Origin of the sequence: Paenibacillus sp. FSL R5-0713 (genome assembly GCF_037973325.1) — a bacterium.
Classification (GTDB): Bacteria; Bacillota; Bacilli; order Paenibacillales; family Paenibacillaceae; genus Paenibacillus.
Genome location: NZ_CP150229.1, coordinates 5,585,737 through 5,609,356, shown reverse-complemented (window position 1 = coordinate 5,609,356; position 23,620 = coordinate 5,585,737). Strand labels below are relative to the sequence as shown.

Below are 23,620 nucleotides of genomic sequence, written 5' to 3'. Positions count from 1 at the left end.
GAGCTAGTGTGGAAAACTCTTTCTCCAAAATATTAGGCATTTTCATTGCCATCGTGTTGTTATTCTTGTATCCGTTGTACCAACAGGCTCAAAGACAGGATGACTTGTCTCAGATCGTTATCCACTCAGCTGTGACTACATTCGTGGATTCCGCTAGAACCAAGGGATATATCACTCCTGAGATGTATCTGGAGTTTAACCAAAAGCTCGGAGCTACGGGTAATCAGTATGACATCCAAATGGAACATTTACACAAGAAATACAATCCGGAATATACTGATCCGGCTAATCCGGCTACTTTCCGTGATAGTTTCACGACCTACTTTGATGGTCATTATAATCAGGAAATTATGCAGAGATTGTTTCCCAATAGTCCAGCATCTGATATCGATCGCAGATATGTCATGGCGGTAGGTGACTTCTTCACCGTGAAAGTGAAAAATGTGAATCGCACCATGGCTACAATTCTTAGTGATGTTTTTACTGGAGGCATTACGGATGGCAACGTTAAGGTCTATGTTCCTTACGGGGGAATGGTAATCAATGAAGATTACTAATCTGGCGATATTGTTTATCTGTATCTTTGTCCCTTTCTATCTAGTCATGGATTTTCGAACAGGAGACCAAAAAACAGCTCAGGCCTTATCGGATCAATATTCAGCTTCACTGCATACTGCAGTCCAGGATGCTTCTCAGATGCTTAATATGAATGTACTCCAAGAATATGAGGCGGGTTATCAGTCGAGAAAATTCTTCTTTGCAAATAAAGAGAGAGCGCTGGACACTTTCTTTCGCACACTCTATTTGAATTTTGATGTTGTCAATGATCCTGTTAGACAGGGGGCTCTGGCCGGATATATTCCAGCAGTTGCCGTCATTGATTACGATGGCTATGACCTGTACGCAGTGGATGAGTACAGGGATGCCAATAGCGAGAGGTTATTCAAGCATATGTGGAGACCGAAGAAACCATATTCATACTCGGACGACAGAGGAAACAGTATTAATTTCACGTTGGACAGTTATGTATATGCGTATGATTCTTACGCAAAGGCTTGGGTTGAAGGGTTCCGTGAAGATTTGGAGGGCACAACCAACATTCCTTTATTAGACAATGCAGCCAATTTTGAAGCGATGCGAAAAAGTGTCATCGTTAAAAGTATTCAACAGGATCTGGCTTATTATATAAACAAACATAATGAGTACGCGACTCGGTACGGAGTCCATTATACCTTTAGCCTTCCACAAATTTCACAGGAAGAATGGATCAACTCCATCGATGACATTGGAATTATGGCATTTATCCAAGGAATTCCGATAGGTGATCAATTCTATAACAACTATGCTCTTGGTGGAGGGCGACTGGTCAAGAAAACAGAGATTAAAGGCGCTGTCGATCTGACAACCGGTATTAAATACTATTACCCTAGTACATGTTCTTATGGTTATCGGGAAGAAGAGACCTTCTCAAGTGAAAGAGATGCAGCAGCAGCAGGGTATTATCCGAAGGGCTGCATGAATCGCTAAAAAAATACATTGTAGAGGAGGCAGACTGAGCATGTCCCATTTTTTTTATAAGAGATCGCCTAGGATTATTAAGGAAACCTCGGGAGAGGAAGTGGAAATTTTCTCCCCGCCTTCACTTCCTCAACCACCACAACTGAACATTATCTCGATTATGGTTCCCATTATGGTTACAGTTGCAGGTGGAGCGGCAATGATGACTTTTTACCAGAGTCGGGGGAATGGGCAATTCGTAACCGTACAGATGATTTCCCTCTGCATGATGGTCGTTTCATATTTTGTACCTGTACTGGTTCATTTCCAGAATAAAGCAAAGCATCGCAAGAAAATCAAAGATCGTGAGCGTTTATACGACAATCATATTAATGAGAACAGGGAAACGCTGCAGAACTGGAAAAACGAATTGATCCTGAACTGGCACCAAACCCATTTGGATCCGCAATTTTGTATCAATATGGTGAAGGATAGAAGCTCTTCGGTTTGGGAGCGAATTCCACAAGATTTCGACTTCTTGAAAGTTCGCGTCGGCATTGGAACCGTGCCAAGTAACTTTGACATTACGGTACCTAAGCAAAATGGAGTAGAGAAGGATCCGATGCTTGAAAAAGCGAGGGAAATGACGGAGAAATTCACTACAATTACGAATGCTCCCGCCCTGTTGGACTTGAGTAAATATCGCATTATCGGACTTGTTGGTGACGAAGAAGAACTGAATATGTTCTGTCGTACTGTTGTGACCCAACTTGCAGCACATCATGCACCTGACGAGCTTAAAATGGCCGTATTTATGAATAAGATACAGCGAGAAAATTGGGACTGGATGAGATGGATTCCGCATGTGTGGAACGACACCCGTTCGGGTAGATATCTTTTCGAAGAACGAGGGTATCAGCCTCAATTGATGGAGCAATTATTTACGATGTTACAGCGTCGCCAATGGTTGAACAAGGGGGAGAAAGCACTTCCTTTTTACGTGTGTTTCCTGCCGTTCATTGAGATGCTGGAGCATGAGCCTATTCTTCCTTTGATGATGAAGAGCTCAGAGGTCATAGGCGTCTGCAGCATCGTACTTGCACCGAGCAAGGACGTTCTTCCGAAGGAATGTGAACTTGTTATTGATTTGCATTCGGCTGAAGGCGTCATGCGTTCAACGAATGTAACGGGTGGTTCTGCTGGCGACGCTACCTATGCCAAGCCAAAGGATGAAATTCCATTTGTACAACCCTTCAAATCAGATCAAATGACACTGGAACAAGCAGATCAATTTGCACGTCAGATTGCTCCTTATCGGATCAAGCGGAATTCTGCGGATGAGATTGTCAATGTTCTGACGTTGTTTGAACTATTTGGAATACAGAATATTGAAGAGTTTCATGTAGAAAACAATTGGCAGAAGTCACGTTATCCCAATACCCTTCCTTTCCCTGTGGGTGTTAGAGGTGGGAAAAAGCCGGTTCTTCTGAACCTTCATGACAAGATCGAACGTAAAGGGCATGGTCCTCACGGACTCATGGCAGGGACGACCGGTTCAGGTAAAAGTGAAGTTATTCAATCCATTATTGCATCACTTGCGGTTGAATATCATCCCCATGATATGGCGTTTATGCTGATTGACTATAAGGGTGGGGGCATGTCCAACACGTTCCAGGAATTGCCTCACGTTATTGCTACAGTAACCAATCTGGAAGAAGAAGGGTTAATCGAACGTTCTAAGGTTTCCCTCAAAGCCGAGCTTAAACGAAGACAGCGGTTATTCATTGCTGCTGGTAATGTACAGCATATTGACGAATATTATCTTACAGAGTGGAAAGATCGGGATCCTCTCCCGCATCTATTCATTGTCATCGATGAGTTTGCACAACTGAAAAAAGACCAACCAGAGTTCATGAGTGAACTCGTTTCCATTGCGGCTATTGGTCGGACATTGGGTGTGCATCTGCTCTTGGCAACCCAGAAACCAGGCGGCGTTGTAGATGATAAAATCTGGAGTAACTCCCGTTATAAAGTTTGCCTTCGGGTTCAGGACGAAAGTGATAGTCGGGAGATGATCCGCATTCCGGATGCTGCTCATATTACAAACCCGGGTCGTGGTTTTCTACAGGTCGGCAGTAATGAAGTATTTGAATCCGTTCAATTTGCATGGAGCGGTGCTCCCTATCGACCAGATCAAAGTATTACGCAATCTGATCGCAATATGTATGCTTATGAATTGGATGGCCGCAAGACCAAGTTAAGAGACCAGCTGGAATTGATTCAGGAAACAAAACCTTCCGAAGAAAAGACACTCAGTAAAAAACAATTAAACGTTCTTATTGAGCATATCGCGATGAAAGCAGAACGCGAAGGTATTCAGCGTCTACCAGGTCCTTGGCTGGAGCCGCTACCTAATCATCTGACCTTGGAAGATCTAGCTGTTAGTTCAAGTGAACCAGGTAAAATTTTGAATCCACAGGTTGGACTTATTGATGATGTAGTAAACCAAAGACAATTTCCACTTCGGATCGATCTGGAATCAGGACATTGGCTAATATATGGCATGCCAGGTACGGGAAAAACAACATTTATCCAGACCTTGCTCTATTCACTGGCAACGGAGACGACACCTAATGATGTGAATATCTATGCGCTCGATTTCGGAAGAATGCTGAAGGATTATACTCTATTGCCTCATGTAGCGGATGTCATTCAGGATGATCAGGAAGAGAAGATGAACCGATTGTTCAATTATCTGGAAGAGACCATTAGTAAGCGTAAAACGCTGTTTGCTGAAACAGGAGTAAAATCCCGATTGTCTTACTGTTCCGAAACGGGAAATACGCTGCCGGCCATACTTGTTATTATCGATAGCTATGTTAGTTTCCGAGGACAGTTCGAGAAGCTCCATGAGAAGTTGGATCCTCTGTTACGCGAAGGTCCAGGACTTGGCATTTATTTTGTGGCAACGATCAATCGGATCTCCGATATGTTGGAACGAATCCGCAGTAACTTCCCAAATGTTGTCTCATATATGCTTGCGGATGCAGGGGACTATAACTATGCCGTAGGAAGGTTGACCAAAGCACCAACACAGTTGCCGGAAGGAAGGGCCTTTGTGAAGGGAGCAATCCCTCCATATGAATTCCAAACGGCGTTATCCATCAATGCGGTGAATGAGTCTTCACGTGCCAAGTTATTGCGTGAACAGTTTGCAGAACTTGATGCTGCTTGTACGACTGCTAAACCAGAGTCCATTCGAGTATTACCTGAGGTCATTGCTATTCCAGAAGTGTTGAAAGATATTAATATTGTGTCTGTTCCTACGCTACCCGTTCATATGAGCATTGATAGTTTGAGAATGTTGGGATGGGATATGGAAGCGGATGGTCCATATTTCATAGTTGCCGGAAGAATGGAATCTGGTAAAACGTCATTGCTCGTCACAATAGGATTGATATCAGCAATGAAGTATTCGCCGGATGAACTTGAACTGTATCTATGCGACTTTAGACGCACGCCTCAAGGGTTAGGAGCACTGAAGGAATTAAATCATACGGTGGCATTTGCAACCAATGAGGCAACGATGGAAGAAATGATCGAGAATCTACGTACGAAACTGGAAGAGAGAGTTGCTGATCCAGATGAATTCGCTCCGAAGATGGTTCTAATGATGGATGATGTCGATTTCCTGGCTAAGCGTATCTCCAGAACGATCACAGGTCATCTGGAATACATCACCCGAAACGGACGAGAGCACGGTGTCTATATTATCGTTTCTGGGCAAGCCAATGCCATTAACCGTAATTATGATGAGTGGATGAAAGAGATTAAATCTGGTCAGATCGGTTGGTTGTTGGGTACGGCTGAATCTACAGATACTGAGCTGTTTAATATTAAAGTTCCTTTTGTCTCAGGTAGTCGAGTACTGCCGGATGGAGAAGGTTACTATATTAAGCGGAAATTTGTAAGTGTGAAAGCAGTACATGCATTTGCCAATGGAGTTGCACAAGTAGAAGAACAAGTAGAGGAAATAAATAGAAACGCAGTTCTTGTCGTAAATTAAGTTATTAAAGGAAAAAAGACTCATAAATGAGTCTTTTTTCCCAAAAAATGTTTGGTAATTCACTAGTTCTTTGTATACAATAGTTAATGGGTAAATTTTATAAAAATGGTATAAAGGGGAAGATAAGGATGGCAAAGATTCAGATTACACCTGAAGAGATGGATAACGCTGCATCGAAGTTTGACCAAGGAGCGCAAGAAAGTGAGCAACTGGCTCAACAGTTGAACTCCTTGATGCAATCCTTGCAAGGAGGATGGGAAGGTATGACCTCCCAAGGATTTTATAATAGATACGAATCCGATAAAAAGAACATGACAGTTTACGTTGAAATGCTTCGTGCAGTAGGTACAGAATTGAAATCCATTGCAGATCGTTTCAGACAAGCAGACCAACAGTAGTCGTTACATAAGAAGCCAGGTAAACTTACCTGGCTTTTTCTATATCCAGAGTATGAAAATGTGAGGTAATTCTTATGAGTTATTCAGTACATGCGACGGGAAGCACCCCCGCTCTACTAATCTATTTAATTGATATAAGTGGCTCCATGACGCTTGAGCTTGAGGGACAACGGAGGATGGATATCGTTAACGAGGGACTTCAGACGATTATTCGCCAGATCGTCTACCGATCAACCAAAGGATCAAAAGTGTCTCCTCGTTATCGGATTGCGATTCTTGCCTACAGCGATGAAGTCTACGATCTACTAGATGGTGTTAAATCAATTGATCGTATCGCTAATCGTGGAAGTCTGCCACCGCTATATCCGAAACGATTCACAGACACGGCGAAGGCATTCAAACAAGCGGAGAAGATTATTCAGTCTGAACTTCGTAACATGGAGCACTGCCCTGCCCCTCTGATCTGTCATATGACAGATGGTATATACACAGGGGAAGATCCTGAACCGATTGTTGAACGGATCAAAACCATGTCTGTCCCTGATGGACAAGTGCTGGTCGAAAATATTTTTATTACAGAGGATGCTTCCACTAGCCGGATTCGCGATACACGAGCATGGAAAGGTATGATGCCGGATTCCTTCGTGGTGGACCCTTATTCGGAGAAATTAAAACGAATGTCTTCGGTTGTACCCGAAAGCTATCGCGAAATGATGATGGAATCCGGATATTCGATTCAGAAGGGTGCACTTATGATGCTGCCTGGTACAAGTAAAGACCTAATTTCATTAGGGCTGCAGATGTCTGCTTCTACCCCGATGTAACCATAAGGAGGAGAACATATGGATCGAACATTATTGACCTTAATTATTGATGCTACTGGTAAAAAGACAGATATAGAGCTACCTAATACGATACCTCTGCATGAATTACTTGAACCCATGCTCAAAGGATTAAATGAAGGTATGGCCCTTACGTTTCAAGCATCCAACTATCGCTACTATCTTAGCAGTGATGGAAGCGAGTGGAATAGCATGGACCTTCAGCAGTCTCTGGAGGATGTAAAAGCAATGGATGGAAGCTATCTGCGCATTGAGCAGGTTAACTCCTTCTCAACAATATAATTTCGAATCATTTTTTTGTGCAAAGGGGAGCAAGAATTGTGTTTCCACCTGATATAAATACAGAACTACGAATCAGAAACGAAGTTTACAGACTGGTCCAGCACCCTCAATTCGAAGGCATGCCTTATGGTCAGGAGGGCAGGGAAGGCACAGTATACAAGCTTATTAACAGCTCGGGAGAAAACAGCGCCTTGAAGGTGTTCCGTCCAGCCTTCCGGCAGCCCTCTGTCATGAAGTTAACAGAGCTCATGGCAGATCTCACAGTCCACTCAGGACTTAGCGTATGGTCACGAACGATATTGAATCCGATAGAAGATATGGAGTTGCTCGGACATTATCCCGAGTTACTTTACGGTGCACATATGCCATGGATTGATGGTGTGACATGGAGTGAATTAATGCTTGGCCGAGAAGCACTATCTCGCGAGCAATCAATGAAATTGGCAATGGTTTTGGTATCTACCATGGCTGTATTGGAGCAAGCTGGCATAGCCCATGCCGACTTGTCAGCTTCTAATCTGCTGATCGTGGGCCCTAATCAAGAGGCGGAGGACATGTCTGTTGAATTAGTTGATGTGGAAGGAATGTACGCCAAGCAATTGGAGGAACCCGATAATTTGCCAGAGGGTGCAACGGGATATACCGCAACTTTCCTTAGAGAGTATGGGGACTGGAGTCCTCTTGCGGATCGATTTGCTGGTGGAATCCTGCTTGCCGAGATGCTGGCTTGGTCGAGTACAGACATATGTAAACAAGCGTGGGGAGATAGTTATTTCGATCCACAAGAAATCCAGCAACAAAGTGAGCGCTATGTACTTCTTCAAGCGACACTTGAGCAGCAGTATGGCCCTGAAGTAGCAGCGTTGCTGGACCGATTGTGGAATGCAGAGCAACTACAGCAATGCCCAACCTTTGGCGAGTGGCAGATTGCACTGGCTTCAGCGAAGCAATTCGTGGAGCAAGAGGCGGTTTCAACATCTGAAATAATAATAGAGTTGGAGCAACCAGTAGATGAATCTAATCACTTGCCGAGTGAGTATGCTGTTAATGCTTTGAGTCATGCCCAAGAGAATCAATTGGCACACGCCCGTCAATTGGAACGTCAGGGGAATCTGACATCGGCCTTCTGGGAATATGGCAAGCTGATTGAGCAATTTAACGATCGTTCTCCATTTCATGTTGAACTCTCCATTGCCATGGAGCAGGTGCAAGAGGGCATAGATCAGACGGTCTTTAACCCTGAACCTAAGCAGACCCTCGTAAAAAAAGGCTGGAATCAACTGATCCAACAGAATAAACAGTCCACCTATGACCGTATGTGGATCTATGTAATAGGTGCTTCAGTGGGTGCGCTGGTTTTTGCACTAATTATTTATGTTATTGGTCTATTTAAATAGTGATTGAAGGAGTGCTTTATCTTGGAAAATGAATTAACGGAAGAGTGGTCATTCCAACTCTCTCCTGAAGAATTTTTCTTCTTGACTCAGTTGGTAGGAGTCCGTCATATAGCTAACTTTGATGATCCTTATCGCGGGTATCTGGCTAATGAATTGGAAGCGGAATATAAAGTGATTGAAAAGACATTTGTAGAGAAAGGATATCTGGTTCCGAAGCAAGAGGGGGCTGGCTATGATATGAATGAAATGCTCGCCTATTGCATTGCTGCATGCGGCAGTGCTGATGTGATGCATGTGAGTAAGAAGATCGAAGGCACTGGGAAATACGCAGGTCACTATTATTTCACTCCTCGAATCGTTGTTGAACAAACAGTAGATGAATCAGGAGGCATTGTCCTTGTTCCTGTGGCAGATGCCCAGTTAACGTTAGAAGCTATGAAAGGGTTCTTTCCACTGACACTTCAATATAAAAGTGCAGCCAAAAAGGTTGTCATCAAAGATTGCACTTGGGAACAATGGAATCAACTTAGCGAAGTGGACCAGCATAATAGACTAGTTCAAGCAGGGTATACCGAAGAACAGGCAGAGCTTGCCTTAGACATCTTTAGTAATGGGGAACGTTCAGGTTCCATGATGTTTATGAAGAGGCATGGACTGATGTGGCATCAGGAGGATTATCACTATGCGCAATGGGGAGACAAGCTGTATCTAGCGGTTGAATTGACGGAGGGTACGCTTCAATTCCAGCCATACAAGCCGGCGATATTGAAAAAAGCGTTATTACGATTTGCGGATCAAATCGAAAAACTGGATGGGAAAGGGGTCAAATAAATGGCAGACCGTATCAAAATTGAACCTGAACGTATTAAGGAGATTGCTACCCGATTTCTGGCCAGCAGTCAGGAAAGTATAGCTTTGTCCAGAGAGTTGAAGTCATTGATCGATGGAATTACCGGGGAATGGGAGGGGAAATCCCAAGAGCGTTTCTATTCCTCTTACAAAGATGCCCATGTCCAGCTGGAAAGTGTATCAACTGTACTGAAGGATGTAGGGGACGAGCTTAAAGCCATTTCCGAGAGATTCAGTAAGGCAGATTCAATAAAGTAAGGAGATGTACATATGCCAATTCGGCCTGACGTCGGTAAACTGCGGAGCATTGCCTCCAAATTACGCAGCAACAGCAACAAGCTGGAGAATGAACGCTCCAGTATTAATAGTAATGTACAGTCCATGATCTGGAAGGGTAGAGTGTATCAACACTTTATGGATGATTTCAGGGACACAACTCAACGGATGAGACAGACTGCGGATGAAATGGAACAATTCGCACGACGACTGGAAGCGTTAGCCAATCAGTTCATGCAGGAAGATCTTGAAGAAGAGCGCAGAGAGAGAGAACGCCAGGAACGTGAGCGTCAGGAGCGCGAAAGACAACGAGCGGCCGCAGCGGCAGCCGCTGCTGCTGCGAAGAAGAAATAAGGGGGAAGCAATGTGAAATTGGAAGTCAGCCTATCCGACCTGAAGCGGACCTCAAAAAGTCTGAACGGAGCCGCGGATGAGATGGGGGATCTGCGTGCGGACCTGAATCGGTCCATGAACAGCCTAAGCTATAAAACCCTCAGCCAAGGTGGGGTACAAAGCACATTCACCCACCTGATGCGGGAACTGGACGGCTTGCAAAGCAAGCTGGAACTGTTGTCGGAGTTGACCCGACGCAAACGGGAAGAGTATGAACAAGCGGATCGTGAGGGCAAAAAATTCAATTGGGGGAAGCTGGCGAGCTTCCTCACCTTTGCATTGGGAACGGTGCTGGATTTCTTGCCTGTCGTTGGTAACGTCAAAGGCATTATTGAGGCCATTACGGGCCGGGATCTACTCACCGGAGAAAAGCTCGCATGGTACGAACGAGGACTCTCCGTGCTGGGGCCGCTGGGGAAAGGGGCGAATAAGGCCGCTTCCCTCTTCAAGTATGCGGATGAGGCGCTGGAACTGACGGGAAAAACCGTGAAGCATGCGGATGATGCTGCAGATGCGGCCAAAACCGTCGGTCGCAACGCCGATGATGCGATCGATGCGATCCCGACCAGCCCGAACAAGGCGGGAGTGCCCGGGAACTCGACCCGAGAAGCCGGGGAGGATATGGCCGGAGCTACGCCGAAGTCGACCAAGGCAGGCGAAGCCCCCGCAGGCTCCAGGGATACAGGTGACGCGCCGATGACCAGTAACAAACCAACGGGCAAAGCAGACGATGCGCCAAGCGATACCGGGTCCACACGTCACGATACGGGACTCACCGATGCCGAGAAAGCAGCTGCCGCAGCAGGAACGGCGGCAGGAACGGGCTCTGCAGCGGCCGCTTCGATGATAAAGAAGACACCCGGAGGTAACGCTCCGAAAGGGGCAGAGGCACCAGGGGCGCCCAAGTCGAAGGATATCGAAACTTCGTCGCAATCTCCCTCTACGGGGCGAACCACCGAAACGCAGAATGTAACCAAATCCAACAAAGAAAGCTGTCCAGGTGATCCGATTCATGCGGCTACCGGTTATCAGTTTATGAACCATGATATCCTGACGCTGCATGGGGCAACCGATTGGCCCTTGACCTTGATCTACCACTCAGGGCTACTGCAACGAGGGGAACTGGGACCTGCCTGGACGCACCAATATGGACTGCGATTGCATGTTCATTCTTCAATCCAAGATTCAACTGAGCACGCGCCTGCCGTTGACGTCTATTGGACAGCAGGACGTCACAACTCGTTCATCCATCAAGCCGATGGAACCTATCGAAGTTCAGATCTCGATGTGTATTGGGATGTGCTCGAACGGGAAGATGAGGGTTGGAAACTGACAACGCGTGAGACGCGTGAGATCTATCGATTTACTGAAGAAGGACAACTGCTCAGTCACACGCAATCCAGTGGCCTAACCCTGGACATGTCTTATCAGACAGCGGGACGCCTGACGACCCTAACCGATCGGGCAACCCAGCGATCTCTGCATCTGGACTATACTGCTACAGGCGAATTGAAAGAAGTAAAAGATGCCTTGCGTCGCGTAACATTTGAATATAACCCGGAGGGTGTACTAGTTCGGGTCATCGAGCCGGGTGGTGTAGTGACCGACTTGGTCTCGGATGAGGCTGGACGCTTGGTCTCCCTGACGGAGAGCGGCATTCTCCAGTTCAGGAACACCTTTGATGCTTCTTACCGAATTGTCGAACAGACGGATGCGGCAGGAAGCAAATTCTACTTCCACTATGATACCGAGAGTTACCCGGGTCAGACATGGACTACCGTGACCAATCGGTTGGGGCAGACACGCACCCTCGTGCATGATGATGCCTTGCAGCTCCTCGAAGTGCATGCCGAAGATGGCGGTATGACTCGTTATACCTTCACGGCGCAGGGACAGATGGCCAGTGTCACCAACCCACTGGGCGAAACGACGACGTATGTCTACGATGAAGAGGGACATCTGATCCGTGAAATCGACCCACTGGGTCATGAAACGGAATATCACTACACTGTGCACCACCAAGTCGCGCGTGAAACGGATGCCGAAGGTGGCGTAACCACCTACCAGTACGATGAACAACAACGACTGACCGAAGTGACCCGTCCAGATGGCAGTACAGCGAAGTGGACCTACACCGAAACTGGACAAACCGCCACGTACCAGGACTTCACGGGAGCCATCTGGACCTATGCCTACAGCGAGACAGGCGAACTGCAGCATACGCTCGATCCGGAAGGTCGACGTTTACAGGTGGGCTGGGATGAAGCAGGCCGACTGGTCGAACTGAAGAATGCCGCGGGAAGCGTGAGTCGCCGGAGCTACGATGGTGCAGATCGCCTGACGTCCATCACCGATCCGCTGGGCCTAACGTGGCAGACCATGTATGATGCCAGTGGGCAGCGCACTCGGGAGACGCGTCCGTCTGGAGCCTCCATGCAGTATACGTATACGCCGAACGGGGAAGTGGCGACCATCACCGATGCGCTTGGTCACACCCGGCAATATATCTATGATGCCGAAAATCGCCTGATTGCCGAAACGAATGCACTCGGTGAAGCCACGCAGTTATCCTATGACGCCGCAGGTCGATTGCAGACTGTGACCGATGCGTTAGGACATGTTACGCGGTATCACTATGATGGTGCAGGTCGCCTCATCTCCGTCATCGATGGCGAAGGTCGGACGGTCCAGCAACTGACCTATGATGGCGCAGGACGCCCCGTGGCATGGCAGGATGGACTCGGTCACATGACGCGGCTGCGGTTCAATGCTCTCCATCAACGCGTCGAAGATACTGACGCGGATGGGCATACCCGCCATTATCGCTACGATGCCGCACACCGCCTGACCGAAGTGATTCAGGGCGAAGGCGCAGATGAAGTGACCTATCGCCAGACATGGGATGGGGAAGATCGGAATACGAGCTACACCGATGCCAGTGGAAACGAGACCCGTCTAACCTATGACCGCAGTGGTCGCTTGCTGCAGGAAACAAATGCGGCAGGTGCACGGACGGCGTATACGTATGATGAACGCGGCTGGCTAAGTGCCAAGCTGGATGCCAAGGGACAGGAAACCCGGTACACGTATGATGCCGCGGGCCGCCTGATCCGTGCCACGGATGAAGCGGGCGAAATCGTGCTGACCTACACGCCCGATGGACAGGTGACCCGTGTGCTCGAAGCCGAGCAGCATGAGGAACGAACCTACGATGCGGCAGGACGCTTGCTCACCCGAACCGATGGGTTTGGTCATCTCCTGCAATATGCGTATGATGCGGCAGGACGGATGACGGCACTGACCTATCCGGATGGCAAAGTGGTGCAGTATCGCTACCAAGCCACGGGTGAGCTGGCTGAAGTGAAGGACTGGAACGGTCGCCTGACCCGGTACCGCTATGATGCAAGCGGGAAGCTCATCGACACCCGGCGCCCGAACGGCAGTCAGGAGCAACGGGAATACGATGCCGCAGGCCAACTGACTCGCCTGACGGATACGAGCGGACAAGGCATTCGTTTACAGCAATTCAAGTACGCATACAGCCCCAGCGGCTTGCTGCTGAAGGAAGAAAACAAACAGTACACGTATGATACCTTGAAGCGCCTGCGTAGTGGCGCCCAGCCAGGCCGTGTTGTACACTACACGTATGACCCATCCGGGAACCTGACAACCGAACAAGTAGGGACATCTGAAACGGAATTCACGAGCATTTCGCCAACGCAGCATCTGCACTATACCTGGGATAACCGGCTTCAGCGGGTAGGAGACTATCCCGTCGAGATCGATGCCAACGGAAATCTGCTGTACGCGACCGATGGCAGCACCGCTTCGGCCTACGAATACGATGCTCGAAATCGTCTGGTAAAGGCAGGCAAGCTGAAGTATCGGTACAACCCGCAGGGAGACCGGATTGAACTCGCGCAGCGAGGGCAAGTGACCCGCTATGTGATCGACGATGCACATGAACTGAGCCGGGTGTTGATGGAGATGGACGGGGAAGGGCATGTGAAATCCCGTTACATCTATGGTCTGGGGCTAATTGGACGCGAAGATGCCGATGGAAAGTATCTGAGTTACCACTACGATCTGCGCGGTAGTACGACGTTGCTGACGGATGAACAAAACCGGGTGACAGACCGCTATACGTATGGTTTATACGGTGAACTGGAGCAGCATGAAGGAGTAACCCAGCAGCCATTTGCGTATAATGGTCGAGATGGGGTTATGACCGATGCGAACGGACTGTATTACATGCGAGCGCGGTACTATGATCCGAAGCTGAAGCGTTTCCTGAATCGGGACGTCATCCGCGGGGAGATTCAGGACGGACAGACGTTTAACCGATATGCGTATGTGAACGGGAACCCGGTGAGTTATATTGATCCGTTAGGGTTGATGAAGTGTGAGACTGCCGATCCCTACGGTGGATACTACGAGCGTAAAGCTCAAAGAACAAATGATTACAATAATAAAACAGGAGATTGGACACCTTCTGCAAAAACAACTCCACCGAATGGACCTTATCGTACTGATAAGGAAGCAGAAGTTGCAGCCAATATTCTAGGTTTTGAAAAAACTACTGGGGGCAGAGCAAAAGCAGCAGTCTTCTATTCAAAAGAAAAGGGCGTATATATAACAAGAGATATTCCAAGGCAGAGTACAGGAAGTACTGATAATGGTGGTGTATGGAAAGTTGCTAAAACGATAGAGGACTTGATGAGTAGAGAGACTAGATCAGGGACTTATGACAAAAATTTAAATCGTATTGGAGATTGAAAATGGATTATTGGCAAGTTAGAAAATATCCTCCCATAAAAAAGGGGGAAGAGAAAAAATCAAAAATACCTACATGGACCTCAATAATTGATATAGGTCAGTATTATGAGGGGAAAGAATTTACAGCAGAGGATTACTTATTTACTGAAGATAAGTATGTTGAAGCGGTGAAAATCTATACTAGCAGTATCCAGGTTCATGAATTGGAGATTTATTTAATAAATAAACTAAAAGAAGAGCTCTTCCTGGGACATACACTGAAATATCCGGAATGTTATTCTGCAGAAATAATAAGTTTATATTATTCTCTAGTAGATGGAGCTATTCTTTCAGGTAAACAAATTGAGCATATTGTTAGATTGGGTATGAGAGAAGATATTACTTGTCAACTGAGATGCGGAAATGAGTTCTTCCTGAATTTCACCTATGATTATTATATGGATATAGGAAGTTCAATAATCTGTGAGGATGCAATAAATCAAATAAAGGAAACAGGTTTATATATAGATTTATGGGAATGGCCTTATCAAGACAATGTATGGGATCCATCTCCGAATTAGGATTATCAACTTGGTATAGGGACATCCATAAACGTAGGGGACACTCTCAAAAAAACGTGCCCCTACGTTTACTTCATATGATTAAGTATTGGCACAGCGAGTGATTGGAATGAGCAAAACATTCGCAAAACTTCGTTTAGATGGAAACTGACTCTACCTCTTAACATTATTATGAAGTAAACTTAAATTTATTTAAAGCGTGTCTTCGAACAGTTTAAATGGTGATAAATGGATTATATATTAAATGAATACTCAATACGAATAAAAGAGACACAAGATAAAACTTTAGAATCAGGTCGTCCGTGGAATCCATAATAAGGAGGCGACATATATTGGCTTCATTCGTTTTGTTACTTAAGGAAATGGAAGATGAGGAAAAGGTTGTTTATAAATTTGGTCCGAATGAGATTGTTATGGGGAGAATTGAATTAAATAAAATAACGAGGAAGTTTGCCGAATTAGACCCGATTCCTGACCCGAACTTTTTAACAAAATTTTATTTCGATAGAGCAGCACAAAGGTTATCAGTTTGTTTCATTAGGGAAAATGGACATTTCCCCGATAGAACTACATTTGAATCTTAATCTTAATGAAAATTTTGATTAACTTCGTGCCTTTCAAGGTTTTTTTCATTGGTGGGGCTACCCAGTGCCGTATGAACTTATCATCCACCCAATAACACAAATACACCATCCCTTTTCGGTTGTACGCACATAAGAAGCTTTAATTTTATAAACCTAAATAACGAACAGGTTGATTATGGTAAGAGATCACCATGATTGACCTGTTTTTTGTTATGTTCGCTTTCTTACGTTTTATTCAATTTTACTCGTAACTTTAGATTACCCTGTGGCGATAGTGAGGGAGAGGAAAACGCTTTAGCTTGGGGTAGTGATAGCAAATATGCTGAAATGCTAGAAAGACTCTTAAATAAGTAAAGGGTGATATATGTGTCCATAAAAAAAGCGATGAATCAATATTTTTTATTAAGGAAGTCCCTCGCTGAAGGAAGATTAGATTTTTTATTTAAAACACCATTTGATAAAGACGTAGAATCTCTTATTTATTATGGAAAAGTTGACGAGGATGATTATATCTCTTGGAGACCTGTCGAAAAAAAAGAAATTTATGATTTTAGCTCACTAGAAGAAAAATTAGGCATTAGAATGCATGTATCTGTCATTGAGTATTTCAATTCGTATTGGTTTGCAGATTTAGATGGTTTTATTACTGACCATTATATAAAACTAGAGTCTGTACAGCAAACAACAGATATAGAATCTTACTTCAACTTACTTGTGGGATACGAGCACAACCACGATAACAAACTCGAGCACATTCCTATAGGGATAGAGGGTAACGGGCTTATTGTTGTGGTTGATAATCAGAATGGGTTAGTCAAACTTGAGGATTTCGAACGAAAATCATTTGAAGTAATTTCAGAGGGCATTGAGCAATTAATTGTAACTCTACGATTACAAAAATAAATATTCAAATTATCATTGTTTGCTCTTAATTAAGTTACTTGAGTCTTGTAAAAAACGTACTTTCGGACAAATGGAATTAAGTCAAATCGTTAGACCTTTTATCGAATAGGCAGACAGAAGAAGGACATCCAGGCTTGTTGGAGAAATTGTGTTTACCAAGACCAAAATTTTCAGATAAAGGGGATGTCCTACTCTTATGCTATCCCTCTACCTGCCCATCGTCAGTCTTATAATTATTTAATGAATGCTGCCGATTTGTGAGGTGAATCTCAATTGCCAATTTAAAACTTTATTTTCTCTAGAAAATTGGTATTCATATGACAGGGTATTAGGGGCAAACTCCCTAACAATTTAATTTGGATATCCAAATTCAGTGCTTGCAGCAACATAAGACAGCAGTTTCATGTTCTATAATAAATAACCTGCCGAGAAAAAGCTGTTTATCGGCAGGTTATTTACGTTGACTTTTTGTTGCTACATTAATATACTTGTTGTGGACACGAAAAAGTGGGGTGAAGCAATGTCGTCCAAAAAGATGGGGCGTCCACCGTCTGATAATCCCAAAAGTGAATTGATTCGAGTACGTGCAGATCAAGAGGTTTTAAGCAAGTTGGATGCTTGCACCGAAAAGCTCCAAACGACCCGTTCCGATGTTATTCGCAAAGGGATTGAAAAGGTGTATGACGAGCTCCAAAAATAAAGAAGGAAGCGGCGCGTCCGACGAAGAACAATGCCACTTCCTATCCCGCAACCGCTTTAATAAGCAGACTGCATAAATATCCTACCATGTGCAGGAATCTCATTCAAGCGATGCGATGATAATAAATGGGAGGATGAATATGAAAACCATATTGGAAGCCCTGTACCGCGGACAAATTAACCCCGATGGGGTGATTGTTCCATCTCAACCAGAATACTGTTCAATAAGCAGACAAGTGGCTGCGCAGACGGAGCAATGGCGTGAAAGATTAGGAGAGGAAGTATTTCGTGAGTTAGAAGAATATTTCGATCTGTGTGACAGCGCAGATAGTATGCATGTGGAAGCTGCCTTTCTACATGGGCTCAGGCTTGGAGCGCACCTGCTTATTGAGGTAATGGGCAACAAGGAGGCGTTGGTTCCTGATGCAACTTTGGGCATGCCATTATGACGATAATAATGATATTTTGACGGTTGTGGATTCGGATGGAATCATTTACCGCTATCCTTGCTATGAAATTGGGAATTCAATAGAAATGCATCCAGCGGCGCGTCCCTGTTTAAGATGGATGTAGGAAATTGAATCCTATGCATTTGCGGAGCTTGTCATTCAAGGTGATATGAAGCAATTTGCCAAGGAGTACAGTAGAGAGCATCTAAAGCAACAAAATGACATGGAAGAACAGCTTACGGTTCATTTCCAAGATAAGACCTATGCTCAGGCGATTGCCAGAGAAATGATGATGTACCGTGATTAGATGAATATTAATTATGAGAAGTGAATGTAGCAGTAGCCTTCAGCCCATCTAACGGCAAGTTGGGTAACGTTGAAGGCAAGATGCTGCTTGTTCGCTTCTCTTTTTTCTCGGCTGGTAAATGTCAAAAGCAACACAAAAAGATTCTCTTGTGTTGTGGCAAGCACTGTATTTGGTCTCCCAAATTCGCTTGTCAGGGGTGCTCCCCTGATACCCCCATCGTTTTCACAGTAGTATTTTTCTATATGATATATGACCAGTTTAACCACAGAGATAATGCATTCTCATGGAGATATATTTAAAAAAAATGCTAGAAAGCTAGGAAGCATTATATGTGGATCAGGGGTATTTACAAGGCTGAATAAGTCTTAATACCTCTGAATAGGCAATGTGTTATGGTAAAATATTCATGGAAATAGAATGGGATATATTGCTTAGTGAACTATTTTATTTAAATAAGTCCTATATATTTGATGATAGCAAAAAAGTAGATTCAAGGAAAAAGGTACATAGGCATGGAGGTTCCACAGAAAAAAAAATGGAGCGTGAACGATTTGAAAAAAGTAACACAACTCATATTAAGCGGTGCATTGGTAATTGGAATGTTTCCTTTCACCGGAAACACCAGTCAAGCAGCCGTTGCCTCATTTAAAGATGTACCTACGAGCCATTGGGCGAAAGCATCTATCGATGCAGCGGTAGCAAAAGGTTATTTCAAAGGATATAGTGACGGTACATTTAAGCCTGGAGCGACAGTAACACGTGCGGAATTTGCAGCATTGCTAGCCCGAGTGGCTAAAGGGACGCCGGAAACGGAGCAAACTAATGTGTTTAAGGATTTGACAGGGCACTGGAGTGAGGCAGAAGTTAATCGTGCGGTATCCTTTGGTTTTCTGAAATCTTCGGATTATCCGAATGGGTTTAAGCCAGGCACGGCGTTGACACGAGAGGAAATGGCGAAGTGGCTCAGCTCAGGACTTGCAGCTCAGGATGAAGATTACAAGCAAGCGTTGAAGGATACAGAGAATACGCTGGTGCCTGTGGCAGAATATTACAAGGGTGGGTTGAAGAAAGCAGCCTATCCCTATGTTTCGGTAGTATTGGGAACTGGATTAATGGGCGGGTACCCAGACGGCACGTTTGGTCCAGGGAAAACAACCACACGAGCAGAGGCGGCTGTAATTTTATCACGTTACGAACAGGTGCAGGAAAGTAAGGCAACGTCGTATAGCGATCTGAATGAAATGCGGGAGGTAGGTCTGACAGGAACGAATCTGACTTCTGCTACGCCGTATGTTTATCTGAAAAACGAAGACGGTACGATTGCAAGTTTTGACCGAATTGTCGGTAAAACGGTTAAATTACGTAATAATTTAGGCACCCTGATCCCGCATCGGATGATTGTAGCCGATGCATATTCTAAGACGGATATTCGAAATCTTTATGGTAGGATGTTTATAGACCAAGACTATGGTTTTATGAATAACGAATATTATGATGTCTTTTTGGAAGTAACTGTGATACCTACTGGGGACAATCTAAGAAATTTGGCATTCCACCAAGCGGTAGCTGGTATTTTTACAACGGTAAGTAACTTTAAAAGCGGAAAAGTAGAAACTTTTGGAATAATCAATCTACCTGTAGAAGAGTATGTAAATTCGGGTTTCTTCAAGAAGGAAACTCCAAGAACATTTTGGATGCAATTTCTTTTAAAACGAACAACAGATGGGTCATTAAGTGAAACATGGAAGTCTTTCACCGTTGATAAAAAAACTAGCGCCTCCTTTAGCCTTCCACTGAGATGATTCGAATGAAGAAAACGAGAGTGTATGTATTTTTTATTATTGTTAGTATCGTTGCTATGTTAATTCTGATTAATGGAAGTTTCGCTAACGCGGCCAATGGTCAAACCAACCAAAAAGTGGTGGTTGTGAGTCCAGATGCGGAAGATAATATGGAATTAATTAAATTGGATGATCCTGTAGCACTACCAAAGGGGCCAACAGGTTACCAAAAGGTCGTAAGAATTTTTGAAGGAATAAAACAGGCAAATCCTGGTGTATATTGGTATCAAATTGACAGTTTGGAGTGGATTGCAGAGTCCTCATTTGGAGACGTGAAAGCATCAAATGTCATCTATAATGGGATCCCAGCTCCAATTGTCTCAGAAGTAAGAGATCAAATTCAAATGGCAGGAAACTCAGCATACGTACCAGATGAATATCGAGATAAATTCGGAACAAAAGTTTCTCGGGAAACTGTGCCCAACCCTCATATCGTTAAAGCTGAAACAACAGGAGTTCAAGGGCAAAAATCGTTAATTACTAATTTGATACTTGATGAATCCCAAACAGCTTTGACGTTAATATCAGATACGGGAAAAAAGAGTTCAAGTTTGTACGAAGCCCAGTATACTGATGATTATGGCAAGAACAACCAAGGGCAAATGAAACATAGTACATTATATCTTACTCCTCTGACTATTACATGGAGAGGCAAGTGGACTGAGCAAAAGAAAATTCGTCTTACGGGAACCCAACGATTAGCCATAGATGAAGAAGCCAATCTCAAAGGTGAAGTGGCTACGATGAGTCATGGAGCTAAGCAATTTGGAAACTGGGTAGATATCTCCACTCGTTCGGGTGTGGAATGGAAATCAGATCAGGAAGGTATCGTTGAGGTGAACCCAAGTGGAAAGATTAAAGGGGTAAGCCCGGGAACCGCTACAATTTCTGTTCGTTGGAAAAGCGACGATTCATATAAATACGATCTTATAGCTTACTTAAAAGTCACGGTGGGTGATGGGACAGCCCCACCAGGGGGAGTCGCAGGCTGTACATATACCATCAATCCACCCAATGAAGTAGCCTCACCACAAACTGCATTTATGGAACCAGGTGCCCAAGGGCATATTCTGGCGGATGATCCAACGAATGGAATTCATTTTGATGCCACGCGCGGGATCCCGACTTCGGAGCACTTGTATGCCAATACGTGGGCGATGAACTATTTGTTCCAGCATACCTTTGGAAAACAGCAAGGTACCATAACCTATGATTGTACCGCGGAACTTACATATGCCCGGACCTGGAAAGTGAAGCAGCCTAACCTGCCAGGACCGAATGGTACGTCTATCCCGCAACCCGATACCGAGGATTCGGATACGGTTGATGTGAAGTACACGTTCAGCTTTGACCGAAACTATAGCTATTGGAACATCAATAACGTCGAACTGTATTCGATTGAGCAGGCTGAAATGGAAAACTATGCTCTCCCGGATGGAAGTCGAATTACACTCTGGCCTCAGGGATATACACCGCCGGAGCTAGAGATGGAACATGACGAAGATGTGGAGATTCATGTCATGCCGCAGGAGACGGGTGAGATCAGCTACGTTCCCGAGGTGTTGGCGAGTTCTGGGTATACACCCTTACCCGTTCCGAATGATGAGGGATTATTAAAAGGCATGGCCGAGGGTCAAACGGGTCCACCCGATGTGAAAAATGATGCATTGGACTTTACCTGGGAGGGTTCGACGACCAACGTCATGGATGGTAGCACCGTCGTTGAAAACGGACCGGATCCGACGCAAATCCCGGCACCAACGAAGATCGGCTCGTATAAAAATACCGGGGAGCAGGTGCTGTATGAAGATCAGCTGTTGATTCCCCGGACACTCTTGAATAAAGCGGATACGGAGTCCACAGGGAAAATCCAATATGCCCTCCATCCAACCACCTTGGGAGGTAGTGGAGGAAAAACCTTTCCAGTCGATCCGATTAACCCCGTCACCGTCCATACCCCAGTCGTGAACTACTCGCTCGTTTCGGATGATCAGCCGCATAACCAGAAAACGGTGCCGAACATGAACCGGTCTGCGCTCATTTTGGAGCGACCGTTCACGGTTCGCATCCCGACCAGCGGACAACATCTGGATGCGGGGTCCTACCCGGGATATGGCGATCGGGATTACGCCAAATATTATCGGATCAAACAAGTGCGGTTTCCTTTTGATGTGTATAGTGCCGACCAAACGCAATTTTATCCACGAAATACGTGGATCGATGTTCAGGTCCCGGTGCTGGATACGACCTTCTATCTGCCCGTGTGGGTGGATGAAGGAGACTACCAGGTGGAATTCCGGAATATCGCTGAAAATGCCCCATCGCATTTTAGTACCGAGCCGGAGATTGACGCCCAGCCCGATGCCAACACAGATCTGTACTACCACGCGGCTTCGGACGAAGTATCTGTGGAGGTCATTGGGCGACTATATGACTTTGAGATTACCGATATCGCGGACTATAACTGGGTGCTTGTCTTCCGCCGTTTCAAAAATAGTCTTGCGCCGACCTGGATCAGTTACTGGACCGGCACGCAGGATATCGATGGAGACAAGCGGGGGAACAAACCCCAGTTTACCGTCCCGATTCGCCCGGGCAGTCACCCCCTGAAAGGGTATCAGAATGTGGCGGTGAAGACGGGATATCACTTCAAGTTTGATTTTAAAACGAAAGGCAACATGTTTGGCCCACGAGACGGCATTCGTCTCACGCCAACCTTTGATTTTGTGAGTAAGGATGGCAATATGCGTGTGCCTGTTGATCTGTATTACTCCACCAATCAGCGGAACTTTATTCGCATCGGTTCGACAGAAGATCAAGTGAAGCGATTCGTGATTTTAAACGATCGGTTACGTCAAGTGCCGTCCGAGCAACTACGAGATACAGCGACGTACAAATACAACCGATATGGTGAAATCCATCCAGGGATGATGAGTGAACGAGCGTACCAAGAGTACTATCGAGACAAGTTCACGAAAATGAAAACGCCCGTAGGCCGATACAGCCTACTCTTGATGCCAGAACAGTTGCGAACGTTTATCGGTCCGAAAACGAATATTCCCACGACCGCCAGCGCCGATGTCCTCCGTGCGAATGCAGCCATTCAACAATGGTACGGGGAATACAGTCTACCCGCCGAACCCTATGTGGTGCAAGCGGGAACGAACTTGGCGGAGTATGGACGTACGCATGGCGGATTGGATGCTAAATCGCCAATCTTCCTGAAGGATGGGTATATCGTGGTTAACTTCAACTTTGAGTCCATTCGAGAGGGAAATCTCGCGGCACCGCATCTGCAATATATCCATGCACCGCTGATGAATCAATGGTTGCTAGAAGGATTCCAACGTAAGGTAGAGGATAGCTACGGAAACAGCTTTACGTTGCGGGACGGAGACGTGGTCTTTTACCATGCGGATCGCTCCAGCCGGGATGATTTCAGTGCACAGGTACCGCATTAGTTTCAGATATAGAAGTGAGAAATAGTGGGATATAGTCTAG

19 protein-coding genes are annotated in these 23,620 nt (G+C 45.4%); all 19 read left to right on the top strand.

The window, feature by feature from the left end:
- The first annotated feature begins 8 nt into the window (after positions 1–8).
- Positions 9–557 (top strand): hypothetical protein, encoded by a 549-nt coding sequence (locus MKZ12_RS24910; RefSeq protein ID WP_339257318.1) that lies wholly within the window; start codon positions 9–11, stop codon positions 555–557.
- Positions 544–1,527, top strand: a complete 984-nt coding sequence (locus MKZ12_RS24905) for a hypothetical protein (RefSeq protein WP_339257316.1) — start codon at positions 544–546, stop codon at positions 1,525–1,527. Before MKZ12_RS24910 ends, MKZ12_RS24905 begins: the two co-directional genes overlap by 14 nt.
- Positions 1,528–1,558: 31 nt before the next feature.
- Positions 1,559–5,563 carry a type VII secretion protein EssC gene (gene essC, locus MKZ12_RS24900; RefSeq protein ID WP_339257314.1) on the top strand — a complete coding sequence of 1,335 codons (4,005 nt, stop codon included), beginning with the start codon at positions 1,559–1,561 and terminating at the stop codon, positions 5,561–5,563.
- A gap of 128 nt (positions 5,564–5,691) precedes the next feature.
- Positions 5,692–5,961 (top strand): WXG100 family type VII secretion target, encoded by a 270-nt coding sequence (locus MKZ12_RS24895; protein WP_017692347.1) that lies wholly within the window; start codon positions 5,692–5,694, stop codon positions 5,959–5,961.
- A 74-nt stretch (positions 5,962–6,035) separates the two neighbouring features.
- Positions 6,036–6,785 (top strand): vWA domain-containing protein, encoded by a 750-nt coding sequence (locus MKZ12_RS24890; RefSeq protein ID WP_145153652.1) that lies wholly within the window; start codon positions 6,036–6,038, stop codon positions 6,783–6,785.
- A gap of 18 nt (positions 6,786–6,803) precedes the next feature.
- Complete coding sequence (locus tag MKZ12_RS24885) at positions 6,804–7,085, top strand: EsaB/YukD family protein (RefSeq protein WP_076210973.1); 282 nt, start codon at positions 6,804–6,806, stop codon at positions 7,083–7,085.
- Between the two features lie 38 nt (positions 7,086–7,123).
- A complete protein-coding gene (locus MKZ12_RS24880; RefSeq protein ID WP_339257311.1) occupies positions 7,124–8,482 on the top strand; it encodes a hypothetical protein in 1,359 nt (452 codons plus the stop codon).
- A 21-nt stretch (positions 8,483–8,503) separates the two neighbouring features.
- Entirely contained in the window at positions 8,504–9,313 is an 810-nt protein-coding gene (locus MKZ12_RS24875) for a hypothetical protein (RefSeq protein WP_339257309.1), read from the top strand.
- Complete coding sequence (locus tag MKZ12_RS24870; protein WP_150364197.1) at positions 9,314–9,589, top strand: WXG100 family type VII secretion target; 276 nt, start codon at positions 9,314–9,316, stop codon at positions 9,587–9,589.
- A 12-nt stretch (positions 9,590–9,601) separates the two neighbouring features.
- Entirely contained in the window at positions 9,602–9,961 is a 360-nt protein-coding gene (locus MKZ12_RS24865; RefSeq protein WP_145153643.1) for a WXG100 family type VII secretion target, read from the top strand.
- Positions 9,962–9,973: 12 nt separating this feature from the next.
- On the top strand, positions 9,974–14,776 hold the full coding sequence (locus MKZ12_RS24860; protein WP_339257305.1) for an RHS repeat-associated core domain-containing protein: 4,803 nt from the start codon (positions 9,974–9,976) through the stop codon (positions 14,774–14,776).
- A gap of 2 nt (positions 14,777–14,778) precedes the next feature.
- Positions 14,779–15,336, top strand: coding sequence for a hypothetical protein (locus MKZ12_RS24855; RefSeq protein ID WP_339257303.1), 558 nt, complete (start codon positions 14,779–14,781; stop codon positions 15,334–15,336).
- A gap of 332 nt (positions 15,337–15,668) precedes the next feature.
- Positions 15,669–15,920, top strand: coding sequence for a hypothetical protein (locus MKZ12_RS24850; protein ID WP_339257301.1), 252 nt, complete (start codon positions 15,669–15,671; stop codon positions 15,918–15,920).
- Positions 15,921–16,304: 384 nt separating this feature from the next.
- Entirely contained in the window at positions 16,305–16,823 is a 519-nt protein-coding gene (locus tag MKZ12_RS24845) for a SecY-interacting protein Syd (protein WP_339261519.1), read from the top strand.
- Positions 16,824–17,343: 520 nt separating this feature from the next.
- A complete protein-coding gene (locus MKZ12_RS24840) occupies positions 17,344–17,523 on the top strand; it encodes a CopG family transcriptional regulator (RefSeq protein ID WP_339257299.1) in 180 nt (59 codons plus the stop codon).
- Positions 17,524–17,662: 139 nt separating this feature from the next.
- On the top strand, positions 17,663–17,971 hold the full coding sequence (locus MKZ12_RS24835) for a DUF6809 family protein (RefSeq protein WP_339257297.1): 309 nt from the start codon (positions 17,663–17,665) through the stop codon (positions 17,969–17,971).
- Positions 17,972–18,140: 169 nt separating this feature from the next.
- Positions 18,141–18,278, top strand: a complete 138-nt coding sequence (locus tag MKZ12_RS24830) for a hypothetical protein (RefSeq protein WP_339257295.1) — start codon at positions 18,141–18,143, stop codon at positions 18,276–18,278.
- Positions 18,279–18,829: 551 nt separating this feature from the next.
- Complete coding sequence (locus MKZ12_RS24825) at positions 18,830–20,080, top strand: S-layer homology domain-containing protein (protein ID WP_339257293.1); 1,251 nt, start codon at positions 18,830–18,832, stop codon at positions 20,078–20,080.
- Between the two features lie 5 nt (positions 20,081–20,085).
- Entirely contained in the window at positions 20,086–23,580 is a 3,495-nt protein-coding gene (locus MKZ12_RS24820; protein ID WP_339257291.1) for a DUF5704 domain-containing protein, read from the top strand.
- The last annotated feature ends 40 nt before the right edge of the window (positions 23,581–23,620 follow it).

Excerpts from the sequence above, each read along its gene's own strand:
- MKZ12_RS24905 (WP_339257316.1), top strand. The coding sequence starts at position 544 with ATGAAGATTACTAATCTGGCGATATTGTTTATCTGTATCTTTGTCCCT.
- essC (WP_339257314.1), top strand. The coding sequence starts at position 1,559 with ATGTCCCATTTTTTTTATAAGAGATCGCCTAGGATTATTAAGGAAACC.
- MKZ12_RS24895 (WP_017692347.1), top strand. The coding sequence starts at position 5,692 with ATGGCAAAGATTCAGATTACACCTGAAGAGATGGATAACGCTGCATCG.
- MKZ12_RS24890 (WP_145153652.1), top strand. The coding sequence starts at position 6,036 with ATGAGTTATTCAGTACATGCGACGGGAAGCACCCCCGCTCTACTAATC.
- MKZ12_RS24885 (WP_076210973.1), top strand. The coding sequence starts at position 6,804 with ATGGATCGAACATTATTGACCTTAATTATTGATGCTACTGGTAAAAAG.
- MKZ12_RS24870 (WP_150364197.1), top strand. The coding sequence starts at position 9,314 with ATGGCAGACCGTATCAAAATTGAACCTGAACGTATTAAGGAGATTGCT.
- MKZ12_RS24865 (WP_145153643.1), top strand. The coding sequence starts at position 9,602 with ATGCCAATTCGGCCTGACGTCGGTAAACTGCGGAGCATTGCCTCCAAA.
- MKZ12_RS24855 (WP_339257303.1), top strand. The coding sequence starts at position 14,779 with ATGGATTATTGGCAAGTTAGAAAATATCCTCCCATAAAAAAGGGGGAA.
- MKZ12_RS24845 (WP_339261519.1), top strand. The coding sequence starts at position 16,305 with ATGAATCAATATTTTTTATTAAGGAAGTCCCTCGCTGAAGGAAGATTA.
- MKZ12_RS24840 (WP_339257299.1), top strand. The coding sequence starts at position 17,344 with ATGTCGTCCAAAAAGATGGGGCGTCCACCGTCTGATAATCCCAAAAGT.
- MKZ12_RS24835 (WP_339257297.1), top strand. The coding sequence starts at position 17,663 with ATGAAAACCATATTGGAAGCCCTGTACCGCGGACAAATTAACCCCGAT.
- MKZ12_RS24830 (WP_339257295.1), top strand. The coding sequence starts at position 18,141 with ATGAAGCAATTTGCCAAGGAGTACAGTAGAGAGCATCTAAAGCAACAA.
- MKZ12_RS24820 (WP_339257291.1), top strand. The coding sequence starts at position 20,086 with ATGAAGAAAACGAGAGTGTATGTATTTTTTATTATTGTTAGTATCGTT.